The following is a 26,313-nucleotide window of genomic DNA, read 5'->3' on the forward strand; positions in this document are numbered from 1 at the left end:
CCCCGGCTTCCGGCGGTGGCGCGGGGCGGCGATCGTCGCCTTGCGGAGGCGGCGCGCTCCCGGGGCCGCGGCCCGGGCGGTAGAATTTCCGCGGATGATCGCGGGAGACCCATTCGGCTGGGTGGGCAGCACCCTGGGCGGCAAGCTGCTGGTGGACGCCGTGGCCGGGGAGGGGGCGTTCGGCGTGGTCTACCGGGCGACGCACCTCGGCTTCCAGGAGCAGGTCGCGGTCAAGTGTTTGAAATTGCCAGCGAATTTCTCTACGGAAGAGCAGGCGTCGCTGCTCGACATGTTCGAGCGGGAGGCCCGGCTGCTGCACCGGCTCTCGCGCCGGACGACGGGCATCGTCCAGGCGCTCGACGTCTCCGCCGCGACCTCGCCGGAGGGCCACTGGACGCCGTACATCGTCATGGAGTGGCTCGAGGGGGAGACGCTCGCGCAGCACATCGACGCGCGTCGCGCCGCCGGGCGCGGGCCGCACCCCGTCGACGAGGCGATCGAGCTCCTCGCGCCGGCGGTGTCGGCGCTCGCGATGGCGCACGACGAGCGCGTCTCGCACCGCGACATCAAGCCGGCGAACCTGTTCCTCGTCGGTCCTCCGGGCGCGAGGACGATCAAGATCGTCGATTTCGGCATCGCCAAGGTGATCGACGCGTCGATGCCGCTGTCGAGGGCGCTCGTCGAGACGAGGCGATCGGCGGCGTCGGCGCCTGGCGGGGCCGCCTCCGACACGACGCAGGAGCTCGCGGTATCGCGGACGCTGCACGCGTTCACGCCGCTCTACGGCGCTCCGGAGCAGTTCAATCCGAGGCTGGGCGCGACCGGGCCCTGGACAGACGTGTTCGCGCTGGGGCTCATCCTGCTGCAGCTGGCCTCGGGGAAGCAGCCGATCGACGGGAGCGACTGGGCCGATCTCTACGTCGCCTGCGTCGACCCGCGCAGGCGGCCGTCCTTCGCGGGGCTGGGCGTCGAGGCGAGCGCTGAGCTCGAGGCGGTCATCGGGCGGGCCGTCGCGGTCGAGCCCGCTGCGCGCTTCCGGGACGCGCGGGAGCTCGGCGAGGCGCTCGCCGCCGCGCGCCGCGGCGCCGCGCCGAGGCCGGTCGATCCGATAGCGGTCACGCTGGCGAACGCCCATCGCGCGCCCGCGCCGGGCTGGAGCGCGCCGCGCCCCGCCCTCGCGGCGCCCGCGCGCGCCGCGAAGATCGCGCAGTCTGCGGGCGAGTACCGCGTCTGCACCGTGCTCTCGGCGGAGATCGTGGCCGGCGGCGACGGGCAAGCGCCGCTCGATCCGGAGCAGGAGATGGAGCTCCGCGAGGCCTGCCTCGAGCTCGTCCGCGAGCGCGTCGAGGGCCTCGGCGGCGTCGTGAACGGCCGGAGCGAGGGCGCCGTCACCGCGCTGTTCGGCGCGCCGCGCGCGAGCGACAACGACGCCGAGCGGGCCGTCCGCGCCGGGCTGGAGCTCGCCGCGATCGACGCCACGTCGCTCCGCGTCCAGCTGCCGCCGGGGTGCCGGCCGGGGCTGCGCGTGGGCATCAGCACGGGGAGGCTGTTCGTGAGCGGCGCGGCCGGGCCGGGCGCCCCGGTCGACGCCTCCGGCGAGGCCATGAAGGCGGCCGCGCAGCTCCAGCAGGCCGCCGCGCCGGGCGCGGTGCTGATCGCGCAGCCCACGTTCCGGCAGGTGGCCGGGCTCTTCCAGGTCGAGCCGCAGGGTGGGGGAGTGCCGAGCTTCCGCGTCCTCAGGCCCGCGAGCGGATCGATCGCCGGGTCCGATTTCCTCGGCCAGGGCACCCGCTTCGTCGGGCGGGCGGCGGAGGTGCAGCGGCTCTCGGAGGCGCTGGAGACGGTCGTCGCGGAGCGGCGCGCGATGTTCGTCTCGGTGGTCGGCGCGGGCGGCATCGGGCGCAGCCGCCTCCTCTCGGAGATCCGGGCGACGGCCCTGTCGCAGGCGGACCCGTGCGTCGTGCTCGGCGCGGCGTGCTCCTCGCTGTCGATGGACGCGAGCTACCACCTCGCCGCGTCGCTCCTGCGCTCCCATTTCCGCATGCAGGACGACGACGCGCGCGACGTCGTCCTGCGCAAGCTCAGGACGGGCGCCTCCGGGGCAGGCGCGGGCGGCGAGGCCGGCGGCGCGCCCCATCCGCTCGCCCTGGAGGACGCGCTGGCCGAGGTCGCGGCCGTGCTCTGCCCGCCCCGCCCGGCGCCCGTCGTGTCCGCGACGGCGATCGTCCCGGACGAGGGCGGCGCGGAGGTCAAGAAGCGGGTGGCCGCGGCCGTCGCGGTGCTCCTGCGGGCGATGGGCGCGCGCGGGGCCGTGGTCGTCCTGCTCGACGACATCCACTGGGCGGACGACGCCAGCCTCGATCTCTTCGACGACTTGGCCGTGCGCGTCTCGGACGCGCCGCTCCTCTTCGTCGGCGCAGCGCGGCCCGAGCTCTACGATCGGCGGCCGCACTGGGGCGAGGGGAAGGCGAGCCACGCGCGCCTCGATCTCGGCCCGCTGTCGCGGCGGCACGTCGAGGACATGGCCCGCGATCGCCTGCGCCTCGTCGCGCGCTGCTCTGCGGAGGCCATCCGCGCCCTGGCGGAGCGCGCCGAGGGCAACCCGCTCACGCTGACCGAGACGCTGTACCTGCTCATCGACGTCGGCGCGCTCGAGCGGCGCGCCGGCGAGCCGTGGATCCTGCACGAGGAGAAGCTCGCCCGGCTCTCCCTGCCGGCGACGATCCAGGGCATCGTCCAGGCGCGGCTCGATCGGCTCGACGGCGAGGCGCGGGCCGCCCTGGCGCAGGCGGCCGTGGTCGGCAGGACGTTCTGGAAGGGCGCGATCGATCACCTCCGCGGCGTCGCGCCGCTCGACGGCGGCGCCTCGAGCACCTCGGACGTGCTGCGCCGGCTCCGGGATCAGCAGCTCATCCGCGCGCGCGACGCGTCGATCTTCCCCGAGGACTGCGAGTACGTCTTCGCCGAGGCGGCGACCCAGGAGATCGCCTACGACACGCTGAGCCTCAAGGTGCGCCGCGCGATGCACCGCGCGGTCGCCTCGTGGCTCGACGGCCTGTCGGCGGCGCCGCGGGGGCCCGGGGAGGTCGGGGCGGCGCTCGCGGCGCTCCACCACGATCGCGGCGGCGACGCACGGAGCGCGGCGCTCGCCCACGCGCGCGCCGCGGCGGGCGCGTCGTCGCTCGGGCAGAACGCCGAGGCGCTGCGCCATTTCGAGCGGGCCCGGGAGATCCACGCGAGCGCCGGGGGCGGCGCCGCGGCGGTCGGCGCCGCGGCGCGCGCCCCGTCGGCGGCCGCGCCGGGGGGCGGCGAGCGCCGGCTGTTCGCCTGGCACGAGCGCGCGGGGCTCCTGCTCGACGTCGGCGACGCGCTCCGGCGGGCGGGCCGCCTCGACGAGGCGGAGCGCGCCTACCACGAGGCGCGGGCGCGGATCCTCCGCGTGGAGCGGCGCGCCGCCGCGCCGTCCTCGCACGACCCGAACGCGGCGCTGCTCTGGGATGCGCGCGCGGATTTCCGCCTCGCCCTCGCGCTCAAGGTGCGCGGCGCGACGGCCGAGGCGCGCGCGCTCGTCGAGGGGGCGATCGCGCTCGCGGAGCGCGGTGGGGTCGCCCCGGAGGCGCTCCCCATGGTCGGCCTGCTCGCGGCGCTCCACCGGCGCGACGGCGATCTCGACGCCTGCCGCGCTGTCGCGCTCCGGAGCCTGCGCGTCTGCTCGACGCTGCCGCCCGGCGACGGCCGCCGACGCGAGGCCGCGTCGCAGCTGCTCCTCGCGCTCGGGACGGTGTTCTACTCGCGCGGCCGGCTCGTGCAGGCCGAGCGCTGTTACCGCCAGGCCGCGCGCGCCGTCGACGAGCGCGCGTGCCCGCAGGCGCTGAGCTTCGCCCTGAACGGCGTCGCGGCGGTGCTGTTCGCGAGGGGCGATCTCGGCGGCGCCCGGGAGGTGTTCGCCCGCGCGCTCGTGCTGAAGGAGCGGCTCGGCGATCTCCAGGCGATCGCCTCGGGGCACAACAACCTCGCGGAGGTCGAGCTCCGGCTCTCGCGCCCGCACGCCGCGCTGGAGCACGCGCGGCGCGCGGTGATGCTGGGCGAGCAGTCCGGCGCCGGCGCCGACCTCCCGGACGCCTACCGCAACCTCGCCGCGGCGCTGCTCACGGCCGGCCACGTGGGCGAGGCGCTCGAGTCCGGCTGCACGGCGCTGCGCCTCGCCGAGGTGGGCGGCGGGCGCGTGTACCTCGCCGACGTGGCGCTCGGCCTCGCGAGGATCTGCCGCGCGGGCCTGCGCGACGCCTCGACACGCCCTCGCGCAGAGGCCGCCGCGGCGCAGCTCTCCGCCTCGCTTGTGGCGCATTTCGGCGAAGGCGAGCTCGCGGCGCGGGCGGACGAGTGCCGCGCGGTGCTCGCGCGGCCCTGAGGGGCGACCCTTTTCTGGTCAGGTAGCGCGGCGTGCCGCGTGGGAGACGTTCGTCATGATCAAGGCTTGGAATCAGGCAGCCCTCGTTTTGACCGCCGCGGCCGTGCTCGGCCCGGCGGCGCTCGGGTGCGCGTCGGACCCTGAACCGACGGGCGCGTGCCCGGGCGCGCGCGCCGCCTCCGGCGCGTGCATCGGCGTCCCCGCCGGAGCGCTCTGCGACGGCGACTTCTGCGCCGCTTCCGTCGACTGCGCCGAGGTGATCGAGATCGCGGGCGACGCGGCGCTCTCGCCGGCCGCCGACGCGGCTCGACCCGGGGCGTGCATCGCGCTCGGCCCCGGCGTCTATGGCCCGGTCGCTCTGCCTCCCGGCGTGAGCCTGCTGGGCCGGGGCGCCGGCTCCGTGTCGGTGGCGGCGGTCTCGCTCGCGGCCGGCGACGGCGCGGTCCTCCGCGGGCTCACGGTGCGAGAGGGCGGCGTGGCGCTCGCGGCCGGCGCGCGGGTGCGGATCGAGGCGGTGCGCGTCACCGGGAGCGCGTCCGACGGCGTGACGCTCGGCCTCGGCGCGTGGCTCGACGTCGTCGAGTCGGCGATCGAGGGCTCGGCGCGCTACGGCCTGAGCGCGTTCGACGCCGACCGCGTCTCCGTTGTGCGGTCCATCGTCTCCGGCTCGCGGGGTCCGGGTCTCTGGGCGCAGTGCACCGGCGGATGCGACTGCGAGGCGCAGGTGGAGCTCGAGGTCGAGGACGCGATCCTCCGCGACAACAAGGTGATCGGCGTGTCGCTCGTCGGGGTGCGCGCCGCGATGTCCCGCGTCGAGGTGAGCGGCAATGGCCTGAGCGGGTTCGACCCGAGCGGCGGCGTCTCGGTGTCCGGCTGCTCGATCCTCGACGCGGCGGCCCTCAGGGTCGCCGACAACAGCGGGTTCGGTCTCCTGATCGATCGCGCGAGCGCGTCCCTTGGCCTCGACGGCGAGGGCTTCGAGGTGAGCGGCAACCAGCCCGGGATCTGGATCCAGAACACGACGCCGGAGCAGGCCGTCGCGCTCCGGGGGGGCGTCCTCGAGAAGAACAGGGCCATCGGCCTGGGGATGAGCGGCGACGCGCGCGGCATCATCATCGACGGCATGCGCATCGCCGGGACCTTCGCCGACTCCGCCGTGGTGAGCGCGGGCGGCGAGCACTCCCAGGAGGTCGTGGGCGACGGCGTGAGCTGGCAGGAGCGGGCGCAGGCGTCGATCTCCGGGCTCGTCCTGAGCGGCAACGGGCTCGAGTCCAGCAATCCATCCGTCAGCCCGTCGCGCCGAGCGAGCGTGCTCATCGACGGCGACGTCGGCCCGGACAGCCGCATCGCGGCCGTCACGCTGGAGGGCGGCGACGAGGTGGCGGGCATCGTGCAGCAGCGCCTGCCCGCCGGCGGCGTCAGCCCGCTGCATGCCACGGATGTCCCGCGCATCACGACGAGCCCGGACGCGCTCTTCTCCGTGCCCGTCGCGCCCCTCGCGCCGGCGGCGCTCGAAGCCCCCTGATCGGCAGGCAGCGCCACGGCGTCGGGCTCCGGGACCGCGCCCCAGGTGGGTGCGGGAGAGTATCGAGCCCACAAAAAGCAAGTGGGCCCGCCACACTCGCTTTCCGCTACCGTTGCTCCCTTCCGGGCCTGGCGGGGTTCACGGCGCGCTGTCGGCGGACCCATGAAGTCCAGGCGCTGTCGCCTGACGCACGGACTTCGTAGTCGAACCTCCGCGCCGTGTCGAGCCCCATGGAGCGCGCGGCGGTGTTTCGTGGCTGCGGGCGTCGCGGCTCCGTGGCGAACTCCGCGCCTCCTCCCCGGGGGCTCCTCCAGGTGCCATCGGACTGCAGTCGGAGTGCAATTCAGAGAGCGGGAACGACGTACGACGGCGCCGGAGCGGGCGTCGCACGGGACTTGCCTCGTACGGGAAGCCCCGTACGCTTGGAAGTGTCGTGGATCCGTTCGATTCCAAGGACGAGGGACGGGGCAGCCGGCTGATTTCGGTGCTGCTCTTCACCGGCTCTGCAGCGCTGGCGGCGGCCGCGCTCCAGTTCACCTGGCAGCAGCCGGTGATCATGATGGCGGTGCTGAGCGTGGTCCTCGCGTTCGCTGCGGCCCGCTGGCTCGCTCGCCGCAAGCTGCGCAGGCTGCTCCGCTCGGGCGATGTGCGCTCGGTGCTGCAGCGCTGGTCGCCGACGCTGCACCGCATCCCGCACCCCGCCACGATGGCTCCGCTCATGACGGCGACGGCGTTCGCTGCCTACGGCTGGGTCGAGAAGGCGCGGGCGGCCATGGCGGCTGCCGAGCGGGGGCCGGCGTGGGAGGCGGCCCTGGAGCACCGGCTCTTCGTGGACACGCTCCTCTGCACGTTCGAAGGCGATCTCGACACGGCCCTCGATCGGGCCGGTCGTCTGGAGCGCCTCCCGCTCCCGAAGGTCAGCGCTCCGTTCCGCGACCGGGTGGTCACCTTGCGGGTGGCCGCCGGCGCGCTCGCCCGCGCCTTCGCGCACACGAGCGTGCCAGGCGATCGCGCGCTGCTGGAGCGCGCGAGCGAGGTCAGCCCGCTCGTCTTCTGGGCCATGCGCTACGCCGCCGCCGTCATCGCCATCGACGAGGGCGAGCTCACCCGCGTCGGAGAGCTCCTCGCCGACGCGCCCTCGTGGCCGCAGGAGTCGACGTTCCGCGCCTTCCACGACGAGATCGCCGACCGCGCCGGCCTCCCCCGCCCGGTAAGCGCGTAGCGCGCCCGGTCGCCGCGCGCGGGCCGCGCGCGCAGCGCCGACCCGGGCCGCCGCTCTCTCGAGGCGGCGGCGCGCTCGCCCGAGGGCCCGCTCAGCCCTGGAACAGCGTGCGGAGGGTGCAGTAGGCGCGCGCGTCGGGGGCTGCGCTCGCGGCGTCTTCCGGCGGAGCCGGCACGAACGCGCCGAGCGCGCCGAGCGCGCCGTCGATCGCGAACGTGCGCAGCACGATCCTCGCCCGCGCGCCCGCGAAGCACGGCTTGCGGTAGGCGACCTCGACCCTTCGGGCGAGCACCGCCGTGCTGTGCCCGTGCGCCGCGAGGCGTCGGAGCGCGGCCTCCGCGAAGAGCCGCGGGTACACGAGCGAGTTCACGTGCTGGTTCGCGTCCGTGTGATCCAGGCCGAACGCGACGGAGACCGGATCCAGGGTCGGCTCCGCGTCGAACGGCTCCGCGCCCGCCGGCAGGCCCATCAGCGCCTCCGGCGAGCGCCACGCGTAGCGCTCCGCCGGCACCGGCGGCAGGTCCGGCGAGTCGAAGCGCAGCACCTTGCGCGCCCCGGGCTCGGCGAAGGGCCGCGTGAAGACGTGCTCCGCGAACACGCGGCCGACCTGGATCGGCTCGCCGGCGCCGGGCGGCGGTGGGCCGTAGGTCCGGCTGCGGCGCGCGGTGGCCGAGAGCCACATGGCCAGGATCAGCCGGTTCACCTCGGACGCGGCGTCCTCCGTGTGCGCGAGCTGGTAGCGGCCTTCGAGCTGCAGCGGCTCCCGCGCCGCGATCGGGCCGTCGCCGCCCTCGATGATGAGGCGGCTGAGGATCGGGATGATCCCCTGCGTGGTCATCAGCGCCTCGATGGGGCTCGCTCGCATGAGCTTCCAGACCGCGGGTCCGAGGCCGTGCGGCAGCGCGTCCAGCATCACCCGTCCGCTCTGGCTGACGTCTTCGAAGCGGAGGTGCATGACGGCGTTCGCCTGCTGCTGCGCGGGGACGTGCGGCTCGTCGGGGAAGTCGTGCATGGCCCCCTCTCCATAGCCGACGCTGCCGCGCGCCGCATGGTCGGGCGCGTGAACGGAAGCCGTGGCAGGCCGGGTCGCCGGCGCGCGCGTATGGTACGATCGCGGCGTGACGCTCCTGAAAATCGCCCACATCGGCAACCCCGTCCTCAGGCAGCGAGCGCGCGACGTCACGCTGGAAGAGCTCTCCTCTCCTGCCATGCAGGCGTTCATCGACGACCTTGTCGAGACGATGCGCGACGCGAACGGCGCGGGCATCGCCGCCACGCAGGTCCACGCGTCGGTGCGGATCTTCGCGGTCGAGGTGCAGAACAACCCGCGGTATCCGTACAAGCCGAACATCCCGCTCACGATCGTGGTCAATCCGGCGATCGAGCCGCTCACGCAGGAGACGTTCGAGAACTACGAAGGCTGCCTGAGCGTCCCGAACCTGAGGGGCGTTGTCGAGCGCGCCACCGAGATCCGGCTGACCGGCCTGGATCGCGACGGGAAGCCGATCGATCGCGTCGTGCGCGGGCTGTCGGCGGGCACCTTCCAGCACGAGAAGGACCACGTCGACGGCGTGCTCTTCGTCGATCGCGTGAAGGATCCCCGCACGCTCTGCACCTGGGCGGAGTTCGATCGTTACCACAAGCAGCCCTTCATCGAGCGCATCGTCCCGTTCATCCAGCGGATGGGCGGCTGAGGTGCTTCGCCGCGCTGAGCCTGGTCGATGCCCGTGAGCGCTGCGCCGGCGGCGCGACGATCCCGCGCAGCGCGCGGGATCGTCGCGCTCTCGCTCGGCGCGTACGTCCTCCTGTCCCTGGCCGCGTGCGACCCCAGGGAGGCGACCACGTCCGCCGCGAAGGCGCCGGCTCCGGCCGAGCGCGCTCCGGCGGCGATCACCCTTCTCTACACGACCGACGAGCACGGGTGGCTCCTGCCCACCACCGAGAAGGACACGGTGCTCGGCGGCGCGGCCGAGATGCTGGCCGTGTGGATCTCGCGCGAGGGCCATTGCGCTGGCCCGGCGCCCGGGGCTTCGCCTCGTCTCCCTCCGTTGTCCGCCTGCCAGGACCCGTCGACGCTCGCGCTCTCCGGCGGCGACAACTGGACCGGCCCCGCGATCTCTTCCTATTTCATGGGGGCGCCGATGGCCGATGCGATGGCGCGCATGGGCTACGCCGCGTCGGCCTTCGGGAATCATGAGTTCGATTTCGGCAGGGGCGCCTTCCTCCACAACAGGACACGGTCCCGGGCCACCTACCTGGCGGCGAACCTGCGCGTGACGGATCCAGCGCTCTCCGCCTTCGCGCTGCCTTCCTTCGCCGTGTTCGAGCGGCGCGGCCTGCGCATCGGCGTCGTCGGCCTGGCGACGGCGCGCACCCGCGAGGCCGCGACGGCGAGCCGCTTCGAAGGCCTCGATTTCGAGGGCGAGGAAGCGGCGCTCGCGCGCGCCATCCCCGAGGCGTGGCGCGCCGAGCCGGACGCGCTCGTGCTCGTCGCCCACGAGTGCCAGGACGTGCTCGAGCCGATCCTCGCGCGTCACCCCGAGTGGCGCCTGTCGTTCGTCGGCGCCGGGCATTGCCACAGGAAGACCGAGCTGCGCGTGGGCGGCGTCCCGCTCGTCAACCCCGGCTGGCGGATGCGCAGCTACGCCCGTGTCTCGCTCGAGATCGATCCGCGTCGTCCGCTGCAGCAGCGCGTGGTGTCGGCCTCCACGGAGGTGGTCGACGTGGCCCACCCGGAGGGCGCGCCCGCGGTCCCGCCCGACGAGGCGCTCGTCAAGGCCACCGCAGGCTGGCAGCGCGCGCTGGACGCCGCGCTCGGCGAGCAGATCGGGTATTCGAGCGACGGAATGGAGCGCGACTCCGCCGAGATCCAGCGCTGGATCGCAGGGGCGTGGCGCGATCAGCTCGGGGTCGATCTCGCGATCCTGAACAAGGACGGTATCCGGCAGGCCGTCCCCAGGGGACCGATCACGAAAGCAACGGTGTTCTCCGTCCTCCCGTTCGACAACAAGCTGGTCATCTGCTCGCTCCGGGGCAGCGACATCCTCGAGACGCTCCGCCACCGCGATGCGGTGCTCGTCGGCCTATCGCCATCGGCCGGCGGTCGCTATGCCCTGTACGATGGGCGCTTGCTGGACGAGGACCGCCGCTACACCGTCGCGACGATCGATTTCCTCTACTACGGTGGGGACGGCTTTCGCTTCCAGGCCCAGGATCCTTCGCCGCGCTGGACGGGTCTTGACTGGCGTGCGCCGGTGATCGCGTGGACCCAGGCGCTCGGCACGAGCTCGAGCGCTCCGCTGGACGCGCGCTTCCGCTAGCTAGCGTCTAGCTGGCGTCCTGCCGCACGTCCCTCGACCAGCGCTGACGCGGGCGCGGGACGTGCGCTGGCAGGGTGGGCTCAGGAGCCGCCGCCGGTCCGCTCCTCGCGCTCGATCTGCTCCTGGTAGGCGACGCTGTAGCGCGCCCACGGGCGCAGCTTGAGGCGGCGATAGCCGATGGGCTCGCCGGTGCCCTCGCACATCCCGTACGTCCCTTCCTTCATCTTGACGAGCGCGCGGTCGATCTCGGCGAGCACCCGGACATCGCGCTCCAGGAGCTTCGATGTCAGCGAGGTCGCGCCCTCGGCGTTGGCCTCGTCCATCTCGTCACCCACCTCTCGCGAGACGTCGCGCTCCGCGTGCTGTCGCTCATCGATGTTGGCGACGAGGCTCGCCCGGCGCTCCTCGAGCGCCTGCTTGAGCTCGCTGAGCTGCTCCGGCGCCAGCTCGGGCAGATCGGAGTCGTCCGTATCGGGCGCCGCGCGGCGCACGGGCGGCCTCGGCATGGGGGCTGCCGTCGTGGCGTTTCCGGACATCTCCGGCCGCTCCGGGCTCGTTCCGTCGCGATTCGCACCTTCACGGTTGTTCATTTGTTTCCTCTCATCTCTCAAAGCAGCTGGGCAATTCGCGTACCGGTCTTGAACGTGGGCGGACGACGCACGCGCTGCGCGCGTCGTCCGGAGGACACGACCGAGCAGGAGCGGCCGTACCGGGCTGGGCTCCTGCCTGTGATAGCGCATCCGGGGGCTTATGGCTTCGTGATGCCGGCCATCTGGAGCCCCGTCGCGAGGAGCGCGCCGATGTCCTCGAGCACGGGCTTCGACACGTTGATCGAGAGCTCGGCGCGCGGCGCGGCGCCCCCCCGGCCCTGCGTCGTGAGGAACATCAGCCCTTCCCCTTTATGGGGGAGCTTTGCCAGCGCTTCGCCGAAGCGCCGGGCTTCCGGGGGCAGCGCGACCGGCGCCGCGCCGGAACTGTCCAGCGTCGTGAGCACGCTCTGGAGCGTGCGGGTGATCGGGGCGAGCGTCGAGAATCCACCCGAGACGAACTTTCCAGTCTTCAGCTTCTCGAGCCCTGGGCGCGACGCGAGCGTCTCGGTGTCGGGGGCGCCCGCTTTCACCGTGGCGAGCCGCCGCAGCAGCTCGCGCTTGTCGGGCCCGAACGCGATCCACGTCGTCTTCTCTTCACCCATGAGGAAGAGGTGCAGCGTCACCGTCATCTTGGGCTTCGGCTTGGCCTTGCCGGAGGGCGCCGGCTCTGCGTCGCCGTCGAGCGACGGCAGCTCCTTGGTGATCTGGATCTCGACGGCGAGCGACTTCGTCCCGAGCTCCTTCGGCGCCTGCACCGTCTTGACCGTCGGCAGCTCCTTCGGATCGATGTCGAGCTCCGGGAGCCGCTTGCGCAGCGCGGGCGTGTTGTAGGCGGTGACGACGTTCTTCAGGTACTTGATGTACGTGTCGGGCGCCTCCTCGAACCCGAACAGGTTCCAGCCGACGAAGCCGCCCATCATGCTGTCGAACACCTGGTTCGGCGACGGCTTCCCGGCCTTCGCGGCGGCAGGCAGCGCGTCGAAGTACCCGTGGGCGGACACGCTGGGCGCCTGGTTGATCGGCAGCGAGAGGACGTCGGCGAGCGCCTTGCGATCGGCGGGCTTTCCGATCTTCTCCTTCTCGAGCCACCCCTCGAGCATCGCGCCCAGCGTCTTCAGGATGCCGCCGTAGTGCGCCGGGTCGTAGCCGTGGTCGAAGAAGGCGCCGTGGCTGTCCTTCGGCGCGCGCCAGTAGAGCGCCGGCGCGGGCCCGGCGCGGTCCGCGCTGTCGGCCATCGTCTTCGCCAGCCACGACGACTGGCCCCGCAGCTCCAGGGCCGCGGTGAGGTTCACGCAGGACTGGTTGTCGACCTGGAGATCGACGACCGCCCTGCTCGCGTCGTTGATCAGCGCCTCGAGCTCTCCCTGGACGGCGGTGGTCGCGTCGGTGAGCGCCCGGTCGAACTGGGGCTGCCCGATCGAGAGCTGGCTCTGCGCGAGGATCGGGAGCCCGCCGAGCTGCTGCTTGGCCATGTCGCCGTACTTCGCGCTGAGCGGGACGAAGCGGACCTCGCCGTGGATGTCGCGCGCCTCGGGCGCGAGCGTCGGCAGCGTGCGCGCGAGGTAAGGCCCGAGGGTCGTCACATCCCGGTCCCGATCGCCGCAGAGGAGCCGCGCCGGCGTCGAGCCCGCGGACGCGGCGAGGAAGCAGCTCGACGACGCGCGCTCCTTGCCGCCGATCTTCCACATGCCCGGCTTCACCTCGGTGAGGGTGGCGCCGGTCTCGAGCGCGCCCCTGGCCCGCTCCAGCGACGTGAGCCCGAGCGACACGGCCGCGACCGGGTTGCCCCGCTTCGAGCTGTCGTCGAGCGCGACGATGAGGTGCACCGGCGCGTCGAGCGCGAGCACCGCGGCGAGCTGGTTCGTGTCGATGGAGGGGCTCACGAGCTCGCTCAGGACGCCCGCGGAGAGCCCCTGCGCGCCCGCCTCGGCGAGCGCCGGCGGCAGCCCGGCGCAGGTGGCGACGCTCGACAGCGTGGCCGCCGGGTTGCTCCAGCGGAGCACGCCCACGATGTCGGCGGGCTCGGCGACGGGGGATAAATCGAACGCGGGGCTCGCGGCCTGGGGAGGTCCGACCTTGACCTCTCCCTGTCCTCCTGTCGGCGCGGCAGGCGTGGGGGACGGCCCACAGGCGACGGGACCGGCCATCAGGACCAGGGTGGCGAGCGGCAGGAGGGTTCGCATGGGCGCCGGTTATACGGCTCCCGGACATCCGAGTCGACGCCCAAGGAGAGCGCGGTGGGGGGGAGTACGGCGGTCCGCGCCGACCTCCGGCTCCGGGGCTCGAGGCGCGCCACGCAAATGCAAACGAGCGCGGACGAAGCCGCGCTCGTTTCTCGTTGCGTCAGTTACGCCCGTCGAGGAGAGGAGCGCTCACCTCGCGGCGATCAGTTCGACTCTTCGAACTCCGCGTCGATGACCGAATCCTTCCCCTTGCCGCCGGCGGGCGGGGGCGGCTGGCCTCCCGGAGCGCCGGGCGCGGCGCCCCCGCCGTCCTGCGGCGGGCCGGCCTTCTCGTACATGACGCTCGCGATCCGGTGCGCCTCCTTCTCGAGCCGCTCCAGCGCCGTGGTCACGGCCGCGTCGTCCTGCTTCTCGATGGCCGACCGGCCCTCGGCGATGATCCCGTTCAGCGCCGAGACGTCGCCCTCCGGCAGCTTGTCCTTGTTCTCGCTGATCGTCTTCTCCAGCGTGTAACAGAGGTTGTCGAGCTTGTTGCGCCGCTCGATCTCCTCGCGGCGCCGCTTGTCCTCGGCCTCGTGCGACGCCGCCTCGCTGACCATCCGGTTGATCTCGTCTTCCTTCAGGCCGCCCGACGCCGTGATCGTGATGCGCTGATCCTTGCCGGTGGCGGTGTCCTTGGCGTGCACCGAGAGGATGCCGTTCGCGTCGATGTCGAACGTCACCTCGATCTTCGGGACGCCGCGGGGCGCCGGCATGATCCCTTCCAGGTGGAAGCGGCCCAGGGTCCGGTTGTAGCGGGCCTCGGTGCGCTCGCCCTGGAGGACGTGGACCTCGACGCTCGGCTGGCTGTCGGTCGCGGTCGAGAAGATCTCCTTCTTCTGCGTCGGGATCGTGGTGTTCCTCGAGATCATCACGGTCATCACGCCGCCGAGCGTCTCGACGCCGAGCGAGAGCGGCGTGACGTCGAGCAGCACGAGGTCCTTCACTTCGCCCGAGAGCACGCCCGCCTGGACCGCGGCGCCGACGGCCACGACCTCGTCCGGGTTCACGCCCTTGTGCGGCTCCTTGCCGAAGAACTTCTTGACCGTCTCCTGGACGAGCGGGGTGCGGGTCGAGCCGCCGACGAGGACGATCTCGTCGATCTGCTGCGGCGTCTTCTTCGCGTCGGCGAGCGCCTTGCGGGTCGGCTCGAGCGTGCGGTCGATGAGCGGCCGGATCATCTGCTCGAGCTTCGCCCGGGTGAGCTGCTTCTGGAGGTGCTTCGGCCCCGAGGCGTCCGCGGTCAAGAACGGCAGGTTGATCGTCGTCTCCTGCACGTTCGACAGCTCGATCTTCGCCTGCTCCGCGGCGTCCTTGAGCCGCTGCACGACCATCTTGTCGTTCGAGACGTCGATGCCCGTGTCCTTCTTGAACTCGGCCGCGAGCCAGTCCATCACGAGGTGGTCGACGTCGTCGCCGCCGAGGTGGGTGTCGCCGTTGGTCGAGATGACCTGCACGACGTTGTCGCCGACCTCGAGGATCGAGATGTCGAACGTGCCGCCGCCGAAGTCGTAGACGGCGATGACCTGCTCGTTCTTCTTGTCGAGCCCGTACGCGAGCGCGGCCGCCGTGGGCTCGTTGACGATGCGCTTCACCTCGAGCCCGGCGATGCGGCCGGCGTCCTTGGTGGCCTGCCGCTGCGCGTCGTTGAAGTAGGCCGGCACGGTGATGACGGCCTCGGTCACCTTCTCGCCGAGATAGTCCTCCGCGGCCTTCTTCAGCTTCTGCAGGACCTTCGCCGAGACCTCGGGCGGCGAGACCTGCTTGCCGCGCACCTCGATCGAGGCGTCGCCGTTCTTGCCCTTGCTGACCTTGTACGGGATGCGCTTCGACTCTTCCTGCACCTCCTCGAACCGGCGCCCCATGAAGCGCTTGACCGAGTAGATGGTGTTGGTGGGGTTCGTGACCGCCTGGCGCTTGGCGATCTGTCCAACGAGCACCTCGCCCTTGTCGTCCCAGGCCACGACGGACGGCGTGAGGCGTGAGCCTTCCTCATTCACGATGACCTTGGGCTCTTTGCCCTCCATCACCGCGACGACGCTGTTGGTCGTGCCGAGATCGATGCCGATGATCTTGCCCATGACGTTGAACCCTCCGAGAAGTGTTTGCGCGACGGCCTGGTAGCCGCGGGGGCGAGAAGACCCGACCGGCCAGCAGGGCTCGGCTGACAGCTGCCGCGAGCCCCTGCTCCAGAGCCGTCAAAAACCGCTGGGAATCCGGATACTTTCGCCGAATTTCGCGAGCTCGCTGGCCCGCGACCGCGAAACTAACCATGTGCACCCGAGCGTCAACGCCGCCTCTAGCAATTGCCGTGCGCGCGGCCCGGCCCGGCCCCCGGCCCTTGACCGGAGCGACCCCGAGCCGCAGGTAGGTCGTCCACCCCTCCGTGCTGCCCAGCGCTTCGTGCCGGTGTCCCGGTCCGATGTGCTGGTACGGAGCGGCGGGCTCCGCCGGCTACGCCAGGATCTCTCCGGCCGCTCTTTTCTCATGCATCTCGCCGCGCATCCCGCGCCGGACGCCCGGTCCGGGAGACACCGGCCGGGGAGATGGAAGCGCGGCGCGCCGGAGGGGTTTCTTGCGGTCCGAGACGCGCTGAGCTATAGGCGCCCTCCCTCGCAACACCCGAAGGACTCACCATGAAGCCCGGCATCCACCCCGAGTACAAGGACTCCACGATCACCTGCGCGTGCGGCGCCATCGTCGAGACCCGCTCCACCCGCGGCAGCTTTACCACCGACGTGTGCTCCGCCTGCCACCCGTTCTACACGGGCAAGCACAAGATCATGGACGTCGCCGGCCGCGTCGATCGCTTCCGCAGGAAGTACGGGACCGCTGCCAAGCCGGCGGGCTGATCGTCCGCCCGACCCGACATCCCCGACATCCCTCCTTTTCAGGCACGTCCGTCACGCCGCGCCCGCCCGGGGCGTGGCGGACGGCTCGGCGCGCCTCGAGCGCGCCGCGTCTCGCGAGCGGCCGAGCCGCGCAGGCGGGCGGCCGAGACGTCGCGCGGCGGACGACGTCGCCCATCCACATTCGCGGCGCTGGTCGGCCGGGCGCGGTGCGCCAGCCGCGTTATGCGCTAGATTGGAACGCGTATGAGCGATCAGCCTGCACGTCCGTATATCGGCGGCCAAGCGGTGATTGAAGGGGTCATGATGCGATCGCCGAGCTCGGTCGCCATCGTCTGCCGGCGCCGCTCGGGGGAGCTCGTCGTGCGCGAGCAGCCGATGACCGCGGTCTCGAAGGGGCCACGCACCTGGCCCTTCGTGCGGGGGGTCGCGACGCTCGTGGAGTCGCTGCGCCTCGGGTCCCAGGCGCTCCGGTGGTCTGCGGACCTCTACGAGCAGGATCTCTCGGCCGAAGAGGCGGCCGCGGCCAAGGGCCCGGCGTCCAAGCGAGCGAGCGCCGGACAGGCGAGCGGAGCGACCCTCACCTCGCTGGCGCTCAGCATGGCCGCGATCGCGACGCAGGACGCGGAGCCCGCGCAGATCTCGGGCAGCCCGGGCGCAGGCGGCGCGGACGGGAAGAAGCGGGGAGGGGGGATGGGCGTGATCCCGATCCTCTTCGCGGTCCTGCTCTTCGTGGCGGCGCCTCAGGCCGGCGCCGAGCTGGTCAACAAGCTCCTGGGCCTCGGGCTGGAGGTCACGTCGCCGGGGTTCCAGGCGATCACGGGCGTGGCGAAGCTGGCCATCGTCGTCACCTACCTCCTCCTGATCCGCCAGATCTCGGAGGTTCGGCGCGTTTTCCAGTACCACGGGGCGGAGCACAAGGCGATCTCCACCTACGAGGCGCTCGAGGCGCTCGAGGTCGAGAACGCGCGCCGGAAGACGGCCATGCACCCTCGTTGCGGGACGACGTTCCTGGTCATGGTGGCGCTCGTGTCGATCGTGGTGTTCTCGGTGGCCGGGGCGTCCCTCGGGGCGTTCCTGCCCAAGCTGCCCGGCGGCCGGTTCGTCGAGAGCGTCGGCTTCTTCCTGATGAAGCTGCCGTTCCTCCCGCTCATCGCCGCGGTGACCTTCGAGATCCAGCGGATCTTCGCGCGCTACTGCACCACCGGTCCGCTCCGTGCGCTGCTCTGGCCGGGGTTCCTGGTCCAGAAGATCACGACGGCGGAGCCCGACGATGCGCAGCTGGAGGTCGCCCTCGCCTCGCTCCGCGCGACGCTCTGGCGGGAGGAGTCGGTGGCCGCGCCGGCCCAGCCGGATCGGGTGTTCGAGGACTACTCCAAGCTGCTCGCCGACCCCGGCTACGCTGGCGCCCCCGGCTAGCGCGCACCGCCGCCGCCGCACGCCTCGCCGCCGCACGCCTCGTCGCCGCCGTCCAACTCCGCGCCGTCTTCGGATTGCAGATGCTACCTATCGCGAAACTCGAGGCGGTCCAGCGCCGCTTCCAGGAACTCGATCACCTCATGTGCAGCCCTGCGGTGCTCTCCGCGCCCGCCGAGCTCCAGCGCCTCAACCGCGAGCGGACCGAGCTCGAGCCGGTGGTCGCCGCCTTCGCTCGGTTGCGGGACGTCGAGCGCCGCATCGCCGAGGACCGGGAGGCGCTCAACGATCCCGACCTGGCCGAGCTCGTCCAGGCGGAGCTGCCCGAGCTCGAGCTCGAGCGGGAGCGGCTCGCCGGTGAGCTCGAGGTGCTCCTCCTGCCGAAGGACCCGAACGAGACGCGAAACACCGTGATCGAGATCCGGAGCGGCGAGGGCGGCGAGGAGGCGGCGCTGTTCGCCGCCGACCTCTTCCGCATGCTCTGCCGCTACGCGGAGACGAAGCGTTGGAAGGTCGAGGTGCTCAACCTGAGCGAGGCCTCGGCCGGTGGCTACAAGGAGGTCGCGGCGCTGATCACGGGGCAGGACGTCTTCTCCCACCTCCGTTACGAGGGCGGCGTTCACCGCGTGCAGCGCGTCCCCTCGACGGAGACGCAGGGGCGCATCCACACCTCGACCGCGACCGTCGCCGTCCTGCCCGAGGCGGACGAGGTCGACGTGCACATCGACGACAAGGACCTGGAGATCTCGATCGCCGCGTCGGGGGGCCCCGGCGGCCAGGGGGTCAACACGACGAACAGCGCCGTGCAGATCAAGCACTTGCCGACCGGCATGATCGTGAAGTGCCAGGACGAGCGCTCCCAGCTGAAGAACAAGGCGAAGGCGCTCAAGGTGCTCCGGAGCCGGCTGCTCGAGCTGGAGCAGCGCCGGCAGGAGGAGGCCCAGAGCGCCGAGCGAAGGACCATGGTCGGCACGGGGGAGCGCGCGCAGAAGGTGCGGACCTACAACTTCCCGCAGAACCGGGTGACGGATCACCGGATCGGCCTGACGCTGCACAAGCTCGACAAGATCATCGAAGGGGATCTCGACGAGCTCATCGGCGCGCTGCGCACGCACCGTCAGGCCGAGCTCCTGCGGCGCGGCGGGCTCTCGGAGGCCGCGGGCGCGGTGGGACCCGCGACGTGAGGGCGTCGCCGCCCATCGATCTGGAGGCGCTGTTCGTCGCGCTCGTGCTGGCGCCGTCCACATTCTCGCGAAACCGCTTCTTCTCGCTTTACGCCGACCCGGCAGCGCGCAGGGTGCGGCGGCGGGCGGCGCTGCTCAGGAGCATCGTGCGGCAGCTGGTCGCCGGCGCGGTCCGCGCCGGGCTCGCGCCCGAGGCGAGCGGCGGCGCGCTGCTCACCTACGACGTGCCATCGCTCGGGCTGAAGCGCACCGCCGCGCTCGACGGCCTCGAGCTCGCAGTGCTCCGCATCGCGGTCGCGCGCGGGGCGGTCCCGCGAGCCGGGCAGCAGGACGGCGGGGGCGCTGCGCCGAGCCCGGCGGCGGGCGCCGCGTTGCCCGACGACCTGCTCCCGGAGCCAGCGGATACCTCTCGGATCGAGCGCGCGCTCGCCCGGCTGCTGCCCAGCGACGGGCACGGCGGAGCCGTGGAAAGTCCTCGGCAGGGAGAGCCGGGAGAGCCGGAGCCTGCGACCAGGACGATGCCTCGCGACCGGGAGCGGCGCGATACGCAAGCGCCCTAGCTCCGCTCGTCACGCGTGCCGCGGCGAGGTGGCGGTCAGAAATCCTGATAGGGATTTCTGACGCGCGGTACGACGCGGTACTAGGAGACGACCATGTGCATCTTCTGCAAGATCGTGAACAAGGAGATCCCGTCGAAGGTCGTGCTCGAGGACGAGCACGTCTTCGCCTTCCACGACGTGAACCCGCAGGCGCCGACGCACGTGCTCGTCGTTCCGAAGCGCCACATCGCGGGGATGGCCGAGGCCGCGCCCGAGGACGAGGCCGTCCTCGGGCGGCTGCTGCTCGCCGCGCGGCGGGTGGCAGAGCTGACCGGCATCGCGGAGAGCGGCTTCAGGACCGTGGTGAACAGCGGCGCGAACGCCGGTCAGACGGTCTTCCACCTCCACGTCCACGTCATGGGCGGACGGCCCATGGCATGGCCCCCGGGCTGAATCCGGCCAGCACCGGGCGCGATCAGCGAACGTCGCGGGCGGCGCTCACCACCGCGTCGAGCCACGCTGCCTCGGCGTGGCCGAGCGGCGGCTGCCGCGGCAGTGAGGTCGGCAGCGCGCGGGGCCGCGACGCGCCGTGGGCGCGCAGGTGCACGGACGTGATGGCGCCGATGCGCCCGCCGACGCCGAGGAACAGCGCGAAGAGATCCGGGCCCACCGCGCGCCGCGGGGCGGGCCGCACCGCGAGCTCGCCGCCGGACGCGAGCCGCGCGGTGAAGCCGGCGACGAGGTGATCGACCGGGTCGCTCCACGGATCGGGCGCGCCGTGGGCGCCCGCCGCGATCCACGCGTCGAGCGTGAGCTCGCGCGAGGCCGCGTCGACGTCGAGCGCCAGGGTGAGGCCGCGCTGCGCGAGGGCGCGCTCGACCTCGCCGATGCGAGCGTCGCCGGCGGCGTGTACGAGCAGGGAGTCGCCGTCGATCACGGGCGCCGCGGGCGGCGGCGGGAGCGGGCGTCGCGCGGCGGGGGCGGCGTCGCGCGGGAGCAGGTTGCCAGGGTTCATGATGCCGGCAGGGTCGAAGACGCCCCGGAGCGCATGGATGACGTCAACGCCGAGGCCGAGCTCGGCGCCGAGCCGCGGCGCCTTGCTGCGGCCGACGCCGTGGTGATGCGAGAGCGTGCCGCCGGCGTCGATCGCGGCGTCCAGGGCCGCCCGCCAGGCTGCGTCGTACTTCGCCTCGGCCGCCGCGACGGTCGGCGCGCTGCCGGCGAAGGTGAAGTAGATGCTGCAGCCGTCCGGATAGGCGTGGGACAGGTGGGCCATCACGAAGACGTGGCGCCCGAGCGCCTTGCGCACCGACCGGTAGAGGGCGTCGAGGCGCGACCAGGGCGCGGCGACCTCCATCGTGTCGCTGAACGCGCCGGCCATGAAGACGGGCGCCTGGCGGTAGCTCACGCTGTAGCGGTGCGCGAGCCAGTGGCGCGCCGGCTCCTCGCCGAGCGGCCTGGCCCCGCCGCGCTCGGCGATCGCCGCGGCGCGGGCGAGATCGTCCGCGCTCGCGCGCGCCGTGCCCTCGAAGATGAGGATGAGCGTCGCGCCGCGGAGCGCGCGTGACCCGAGGGTGTCGACGACCTGGTTGAGGATCCCCGGCGCGCGCAGCAGGCCGCGCAGCACGGCGGCGCCGGCCCCGGGGCCTCGCCCGGCGCGCGCCCGCGTGGCAGCCCCTTCGGACGGCGCATCGCCGGCGCCGGCGTGGGCGCGCTGCCGGCGCACCGCGCCGAGTCGGGCCATGAAGGAGTCGAACGGGTCGTAGAGGCGCGAGACTGCCGGGCGAAGGCCGGCCTGGAACATCTCCCGCATCGCGTTCCATCCGGCCTCCAGGGTGGGAAAGGAGAAGGCGGCGAACGCGCGCGCCGGCGGGGCCGGATGCAGCCTGAGCGTCGCGGCGGTGACCACGCCGAGCACGCCCTCGCTGCCGATGAGGAGCGGCGTCAGATCCGGGCCGTGCGCGCGCCGATCGAGGCGGACGACCTCGCCGCGGCCGACGACGCACTCGAGCGACGCCACCATGTCCTCGATCTTGCCGTAGAGCCCGGAGCACTGGCCGGCGCTGCGCGCAGCGACCCAGCCGCCCACGGTCGAGCAGAGGATCGACGACGGGAAATGGCCGAGCGTGAAGCCCTCGGCGTTGAGCTCCTCCTCGAAGCGGATGCCGAGGGCGCCGGCCTCGATCTCGACCGAGGAGGCCTGCCGATCGAGCGAGCGGCGGCGGGAGAGCCGCTTCAGGTCGAGCACGACGGTGCGGTCGTCCGGCAGGACGCCGCCGCACACGCCCGAGCCCGCGCCGAACGGCACGAGCGGGAGCCCCTCGTCCGCGCAGAAGCGGACCACCTGGGCGACCTCCTCGGTGGACGCCGGCCAGACGATCATCCCGGGCCGGTGCTCGGCGATGCGGCCCTCCGTCACGGCGAGGTGGTGCCGCGGCCAGAGATCGCGGGCATAGGCGATCTGATCGACGGGGGACGTGCTGCGCGGGATCCCCGGCAGCGCGCGCGAGATCGCGGCCTCGAAGCTCATGCGTCAGGAGGCCCTAGCGCCTCAGCTCCGCTCGGCAAGGATGATGAGCCGCGGCGACTCGGAGCCGAAGAAGACGCCCGGGTGCGAGGGATGGCCGGTCACCTCGGTGACCTTGAAGCCAGCTTCGTGGAGCATCTTGCCGAGCTCGTGCAGCCCGTAGAGGCGGATCGAGTAGTCGATCTCCCGCGAGCGGCCGTCCTCGAACATGACGGTGCGCTTCACCCTGAGCCGGCTCGTGAAGAAATCCACCTGCATCTCATCCATGCAGACGCAGCCGTCCCCCTCGAACCAGACCAGGCTCGGCTGGCGGGACGCCACGTAGTCGCGGTTGACGATGTCGAGCAGGAGCATGCCGCCCGCGCGGAGGGCGCGGCGGATGCGGGCGAGGACGTCCAGGTTCTTCTCGTCGTCGAAGTAGCCGAAGCTCGTCGACCAGCAGTAGACGCCGTCGAAGGTCTCCTCGAACGTCATCTCGCGCATGTCGCCCTGGAGGAAGTTCAGCTTCTGGCCGCGGTCCTGCGCGTCGTCGGCGGCGCGGGCGAGCATGGCGAGCGACAGGTCGTAGCCGACCACGCTGTAGCCGCGGCTCGCGATCTCGATCGCGTGGCTGCCCGCGCCGCACGCGAGGTCGAGGATCACCGCGCCCTTCTCGACGCCGAGCCGCTCCTCGATGAAATTGACCTCGCGGCGAACCACCTTGCTGTCGATCTTGTCGAGCGTGCGCAGGAAGTCGTCGCCGAAGAGCTCTTCCCACCACGGGCGCTTCCGGCGCGCGGCGGGCTCGGTCGAGGGACCGGAGTTCGGCTCATGCTCGATCGGCTTCGCGGCGGGCGGGGCGGGGGGAGCGGAGGGGCGCGCGGGCGCCGGCGCCTCGCCGTGCGGCGGCGGCACGGACATGGGCGGCGGCACCGAGCTCGTGAACGTCGCGAGATCAGGCGAGGCCAGCGCATGCGCGCGCGGGCGCCGCGGCGGGGGCGGAGGCGGAGGCGGAGGCGGTGGCTTCTTGGGCTGCGCCGCCTGCGCGTCGGCCCGGGCGGCCCGGGCTTCGTCGGTCATCTCGGCGTCGCGCTCGGGCTCGACCTCCTCGAGATCGACGTCGCTGCTCTTCGGCGGCAAGGTGCTGCGCGTCGCGTCGGCCTGCTCCGGCTCGCCTTCGCCTCCCGCGGGCGAGGCGCTCGAGGGCTCGGCCTTCGTGTCGTCGACCAGCTCGGGCTCCGGCTCGAGCTCCGCGAGCTCGTCCGCGGCCGACCCCGGCGGCCAGTCGAGCGGGCGCGCCTCGATCTCCGGCCCCGAGGGCTGCGGCCGTCGGGGCTCGGGCTGGAGGGAGTCGGAGGCGGCGTCGCGCGCCGTCGGCGGGCCCTCCTGGTACGGCTCGAGGCCCAGCGCGGTCTGGCGCTCCTGCGGCCGGATCCTGAACTGAAGCGGCGGCCACTCGTTCTCGGTCGGCTCGGTCAGCAGCGGCGGCTTGGCGGGCTCGGCCAGCGAGGTGACCGGCGGCAGGTTCGACTCGATGCTGAGGATCTGGAGCGGCCGGATCACCGCGACCGAATCCGGATCGATGAGGAGCCCCGGCGTCGGCATCGGCGGCACGCTGGAGGATTTCGGCGACGGGCGCGGGACCGCCCGCGGCGCGACCAGCTCCGCCAGGTTCGGCGGCGGCGCCGGCTTGCTGGCGGGCCTCGGCACCTCGAGCGCCGGGTCGCTGGGAGACCTGGCGGCGGCGTTCAGCCACCCGTCGTCCTCCACGTCGTCGAGCGCCGGCGATCGCGGCGTCGCCGTGTCCGCGGCGCCCTGGTCGTGCGCGGCGCCCTGGTCGTCGCCCTGTTGCGCCGCGTCTCCGGGCACGTTCACGAGCCGCCGCGAGCGGCGCCGCGCGGCCTTCGTGCTGTCGCCGCGCTCCACCTCCGCGGCCCGCTCCACCTCCGCGGCCAGCGATTGCCAGGCCCGCCTGGAGGTGGGCGTGGCCGGCAGGGGGGTGCCGTGCCGCGAGCGCTCCGTGGGCGGCCCGGCGATGCGCGGGTCGAGATCGAGATCCGGGATCTCCGAGAGCTGCCCGCCGGAGCTCCCGTCTGTCATGCCCGGGATGACGTCGAGGCGCGGCAGCGGCGTGGTCGTCGCGAGCTGCGGGCGCACGCTGGGCGTGCGATCGGGCCGTGGAGCGGACGAGCGCGCGGGGAGCGAGCCCTCTCCCTGCGGCGCGAGCGAGGCCGCGTTCCCTGCCTCGCCCGGCAGGGGCGCGCCGGGCTCTCCGGAGGCGCCGCCTTCCTGGGCGGGCGCAGCCAGGGGGTTGCGCGGCCGCTCGCTCGTCATTGCTCGCCCCCTCCGTCGAGCGGCTCACCGTAGAGGATCGGCCCCGGAGCCCTGCTCCAGGGGGGCGCCGCCCCGCGCTCCACGAACATGACCGCGGTGGAGCCGAGGTGGAACTTGCCGATCTCCTCGCCGCACTGGACCGGAAGGGCCGGCGAGAGCGTGTGCACGCCGAGCGGCACGTCGCGCGCGTCGACCGCGCTCACCGTGATCCGTCCGACGATCATCGCGCCCACCATCACGACCGTCACGCGCCCCTGGCGCTCGGTGTCGATCACGATCGCGACACGCCGGTTGCGCGCGAACAGCCCCGGGATGTGGCGCTCGCCGATCGCGTTCACGGGGAACAGCTCCCCCGGCATCGAGCGGATGAGGCTCACCTGGCCGGCGACGGGCGAATGGACCCGGTGGTAGTCGCGCGGTGAGAGGTAGACGACCGCGAACTGCCCGCCGTCGTAGCGCGAGGCCTCCGCGGGGTCGCCCACGAGGTCCTCGACGCGGTAAGGCTGCCCCTTGATGAGCAGGCGCCCGCCCTCGGTCACGGGGCCGAGCGCTGCGACGCGTCCGTCGGCGGGGCTGGTGATGGCTCCGGGATCGGAGCAGACAGGGCGCATCCCGTCGCGGAGCTTGCGCGTGAAGAACGCGTCGAAGCTCTCGTAGGGGCTCGTCAGCACCTCGGCAGCGTCCATGTCGACGCGGTACGCGCGCGCGTAGAGCTTGACCACCGCGTTCAAGACGGCGGCGGGTGCTCTGGCGTCGCAGAGGCGGCCAACGGCCCGGGTAATGCGCTCTCGCGGAAGCACCCGCAACAGCTGTGCGGCGGCGTAGGTGGCAACGGTCATTGTGCGGAGCGGTAACAATGCGGGGAAAAGAGCGGTGCAGGAATGCTAGGCCTCGGGAAGGACGTCGGTCAACGCTCGGGTCAGGCGAACCTCCACGCGCCGGCGCGATCCTCCCATCCAGCGAAGGAGCTCAGCCTTGACGCGACGCGCGACGCTCAGCGCGATCCGTGGCGCGACGCCAGGCCCGTCCCCCGCGCCCCACGTTTCTCCACGTCGTTGCGAGCGCGTCAACCGCGAAGCGCCGCTCCGCGCAAATGGAGGCGCGAGCGCGGGCAGACCGCGCCGCCCGTGCGCTCCATTCTGAAGCGCCGATCCGGAGACCGCGCTGCAGCTTGGAGCGACCCCTGCGAGGGCAGCAGAAAAGCGGAGCGGTTTCAAGTGCCTGCGTCCTGGCACGCCGCTCGCTGGAGATCGCTGAAGAGCGCTGGAGAGCGCCGAAGAGCGCCGAAGAGCGCCCAGGAGGCACGCGAGAACGATGGAGATCAGGTTCTGGGGAGTTCGCGGGAGCATCGCTTCGCCTGGGCCGGAGACGGCGGCGGTGGGCGGAAACACAAGCTGCGTGGAGGTCCGCTGCGGCTCGTCGCGGATCATCCTCGATGCAGGGACAGGCGTACGCAAGCTCGGAGACGCCCTGCTCCGGGAAGGGTCGGTCGAGGCCACGGTGCTGCTCTCCCACCTGCACTGGGACCACATCCAGGGCTTGCCGTTCTTCGTGCCGGCGTACCTGCCGAGCTCGAAGCTGTCGATCGTGGGCAGCACGCACGGGGTCGGGACCCTCCGCGAGGCGCTCTCGGCGCAGATGGCAGCGCCGAGCTTCCCGGTCCGGCTGGACGAGCTGGGCGCGCAGCTCGCCCTGCGGGAGGCGCGGCCGGGGGAGGCGCTCGATGCCGGGGAGGTCCACGTGCGCATCGCCAAGCTCAACCACCCGGGCGGCGTCCTCGCCTACCGCCTCGAGCACGCGGGCCGCAGCCTCGTCTACGCGACCGACACCGAGCACTACGCCTGCGTCGATCCGGCGCTGCGCGCGCTCGCGGACGGCGCCGACGTGCTCATCTACGACGCGCAGTACACCCCGGAGGAGTACCGCGGCGACGCAGGGCGATCGAGGGCCGGATGGGGGCACTCGACGTACATCGCGGGCGCCGAGATCGCGCGGGCGTGCGGCGCGCGGCAGCTCGTGCTCTTCCACCACGACCCGCAGCGGACGGACGCTGGCGTCGCCGAGATCGAGCGCCTCGCGCGCGAGCTCTTCCCTGCCTCGGTCGCCGCGCGCGAGGGGCTCTGCATCAACGTCGAGGCCCTCGCGCGGGCCGCGTGATGACGCGGATGACGACAGGGGCGGCGCCCTCTATGCTG

General features: G+C 72.9%; 18 protein-coding genes and 1 other RNA gene. 11 read left to right on the plus strand and 8 right to left on the minus strand.

All coding sequences use genetic code 11. The features are described from left to right. Positions 1–94 precede the first annotated feature (94 nt). Together WMF17_RS44655 and WMF17_RS44660 are read left to right on the plus strand one after the other, a co-directional pair. Complete coding sequence (locus WMF17_RS44655) at positions 95–4,411, plus strand: protein kinase domain-containing protein (protein ID WP_437647022.1); 4,317 nt, start codon at positions 95–97, stop codon at positions 4,409–4,411. 55 nt (positions 4,412–4,466) lie between these two features. Next, on the plus strand, positions 4,467–5,936 hold the full coding sequence (locus WMF17_RS44660) for a hypothetical protein (protein WP_437599635.1): 1,470 nt from the start codon (positions 4,467–4,469) through the stop codon (positions 5,934–5,936). A 76-nt stretch (positions 5,937–6,012) separates the two neighbouring features. Here the strand turns inward: WMF17_RS44660 and ffs are convergent. Beyond that, an RNA gene (gene ffs, locus WMF17_RS44665) (signal recognition particle sRNA small type) lies at positions 6,013–6,102 on the minus strand. 267 nt (positions 6,103–6,369) lie between these two features. Between ffs and WMF17_RS44670 the strand changes: the two genes are divergently transcribed. Then, positions 6,370–7,158 (plus strand): hypothetical protein, encoded by a 789-nt coding sequence (locus WMF17_RS44670; RefSeq protein WP_437647024.1) that lies wholly within the window; start codon positions 6,370–6,372, stop codon positions 7,156–7,158. Positions 7,159–7,249: 91 nt separating this feature from the next. Here WMF17_RS44670 and WMF17_RS44675 read toward each other — a convergent pair whose 3' ends face one another. Then, on the minus strand, positions 7,250–8,170 hold the full coding sequence (locus WMF17_RS44675) for a hypothetical protein (protein WP_437599637.1): 921 nt from the start codon (positions 8,168–8,170) through the stop codon (positions 7,250–7,252). Positions 8,171–8,276: 106 nt separating this feature from the next. On the opposite strand from WMF17_RS44675, the gene def reads away from it, so the two are divergent. Beyond that, the gene (def, locus tag WMF17_RS44680; RefSeq protein ID WP_437647025.1) at positions 8,277–8,852 is read left to right on the plus strand and encodes a peptide deformylase; all 576 of its coding nucleotides are present in this window, start codon (positions 8,277–8,279) and stop codon (positions 8,850–8,852) included. Between the two features lie 33 nt (positions 8,853–8,885). Further along, complete coding sequence (locus tag WMF17_RS44685; protein ID WP_437647027.1) at positions 8,886–10,478, plus strand: bifunctional metallophosphatase/5'-nucleotidase; 1,593 nt, start codon at positions 8,886–8,888, stop codon at positions 10,476–10,478. 80 nt (positions 10,479–10,558) lie between these two features. Here WMF17_RS44685 and WMF17_RS44690 read toward each other — a convergent pair whose 3' ends face one another. The 3 genes from WMF17_RS44690 to dnaK form a co-directional block, all read right to left on the minus strand. Beyond that, positions 10,559–11,068, minus strand: a complete 510-nt coding sequence (locus WMF17_RS44690) for a TraR/DksA family transcriptional regulator (RefSeq protein WP_437599640.1) — start codon at positions 11,066–11,068, stop codon at positions 10,559–10,561. Between the two features lie 158 nt (positions 11,069–11,226). Beyond that, the gene (locus WMF17_RS44695) at positions 11,227–13,251 is read right to left on the minus strand and encodes a hypothetical protein (RefSeq protein ID WP_437647029.1); all 2,025 of its coding nucleotides are present in this window, start codon (positions 13,249–13,251) and stop codon (positions 11,227–11,229) included. A 203-nt stretch (positions 13,252–13,454) separates the two neighbouring features. Continuing rightward, positions 13,455–15,371, minus strand: coding sequence for a molecular chaperone DnaK (gene dnaK / locus WMF17_RS44700; protein WP_437599642.1), 1,917 nt, complete (start codon positions 15,369–15,371; stop codon positions 13,455–13,457). Between the two features lie 555 nt (positions 15,372–15,926). Between dnaK and rpmE the strand changes: the two genes are divergently transcribed. From rpmE to WMF17_RS44725, 5 genes are all read left to right on the plus strand, one after another. After that, positions 15,927–16,142: a 50S ribosomal protein L31 gene (gene rpmE / locus WMF17_RS44705; RefSeq protein ID WP_437599643.1), complete on the plus strand. Its 216-nt coding sequence runs from the start codon at positions 15,927–15,929 to the stop codon at positions 16,140–16,142. Between the two features lie 300 nt (positions 16,143–16,442). Next, positions 16,443–17,558 (plus strand): DUF1385 domain-containing protein, encoded by a 1,116-nt coding sequence (locus WMF17_RS44710; RefSeq protein ID WP_437599644.1) that lies wholly within the window; start codon positions 16,443–16,445, stop codon positions 17,556–17,558. Positions 17,559–17,638: 80 nt separating this feature from the next. After that, on the plus strand, positions 17,639–18,739 hold the full coding sequence (prfA, locus tag WMF17_RS44715) for a peptide chain release factor 1 (protein WP_437599645.1): 1,101 nt from the start codon (positions 17,639–17,641) through the stop codon (positions 18,737–18,739). Further along, positions 18,736–19,299 carry a hypothetical protein gene (locus tag WMF17_RS44720; protein ID WP_437599646.1) on the plus strand — a complete coding sequence of 188 codons (564 nt, stop codon included), beginning with the start codon at positions 18,736–18,738 and terminating at the stop codon, positions 19,297–19,299. The genes prfA and WMF17_RS44720 overlap by 4 nt, the downstream gene beginning before the upstream one ends. Before the next feature lie 93 nt (positions 19,300–19,392). Then, positions 19,393–19,731, plus strand: a complete 339-nt coding sequence (locus WMF17_RS44725) for a histidine triad nucleotide-binding protein (RefSeq protein WP_437599647.1) — start codon at positions 19,393–19,395, stop codon at positions 19,729–19,731. Between the two features lie 22 nt (positions 19,732–19,753). Here the strand turns inward: WMF17_RS44725 and WMF17_RS44730 are convergent, their stop codons facing one another. From WMF17_RS44730 to asd, 3 genes are read right to left on the minus strand one after another with little or no spacing between them, the layout of a single operon-like run. After that, positions 19,754–21,808: an FAD-binding protein gene (locus WMF17_RS44730; RefSeq protein ID WP_437647031.1), complete on the minus strand. Its 2,055-nt coding sequence runs from the start codon at positions 21,806–21,808 to the stop codon at positions 19,754–19,756. Positions 21,809–21,829: 21 nt separating this feature from the next. Then, on the minus strand, positions 21,830–24,118 hold the full coding sequence (locus tag WMF17_RS44735; protein WP_437647033.1) for a methyltransferase domain-containing protein: 2,289 nt from the start codon (positions 24,116–24,118) through the stop codon (positions 21,830–21,832). After that, positions 24,115–24,840 (minus strand): archaetidylserine decarboxylase, encoded by a 726-nt coding sequence (asd, locus tag WMF17_RS44740; RefSeq protein WP_437647034.1) that lies wholly within the window; start codon positions 24,838–24,840, stop codon positions 24,115–24,117. The genes WMF17_RS44735 and asd overlap by 4 nt, the downstream gene beginning before the upstream one ends. A 592-nt stretch (positions 24,841–25,432) precedes the next feature. Here asd and WMF17_RS44745 point away from each other — a divergent pair. Beyond that, a complete protein-coding gene (locus WMF17_RS44745) occupies positions 25,433–26,275 on the plus strand; it encodes an MBL fold metallo-hydrolase (RefSeq protein WP_437599651.1) in 843 nt (280 codons plus the stop codon). The last annotated feature ends 38 nt before the right edge of the window (positions 26,276–26,313 follow it).

This window comes from Sorangium sp. So ce362 (assembly GCF_051519845.1).
GTDB lineage: Bacteria > Myxococcota_A > Polyangia > Polyangiales > Polyangiaceae > Sorangium.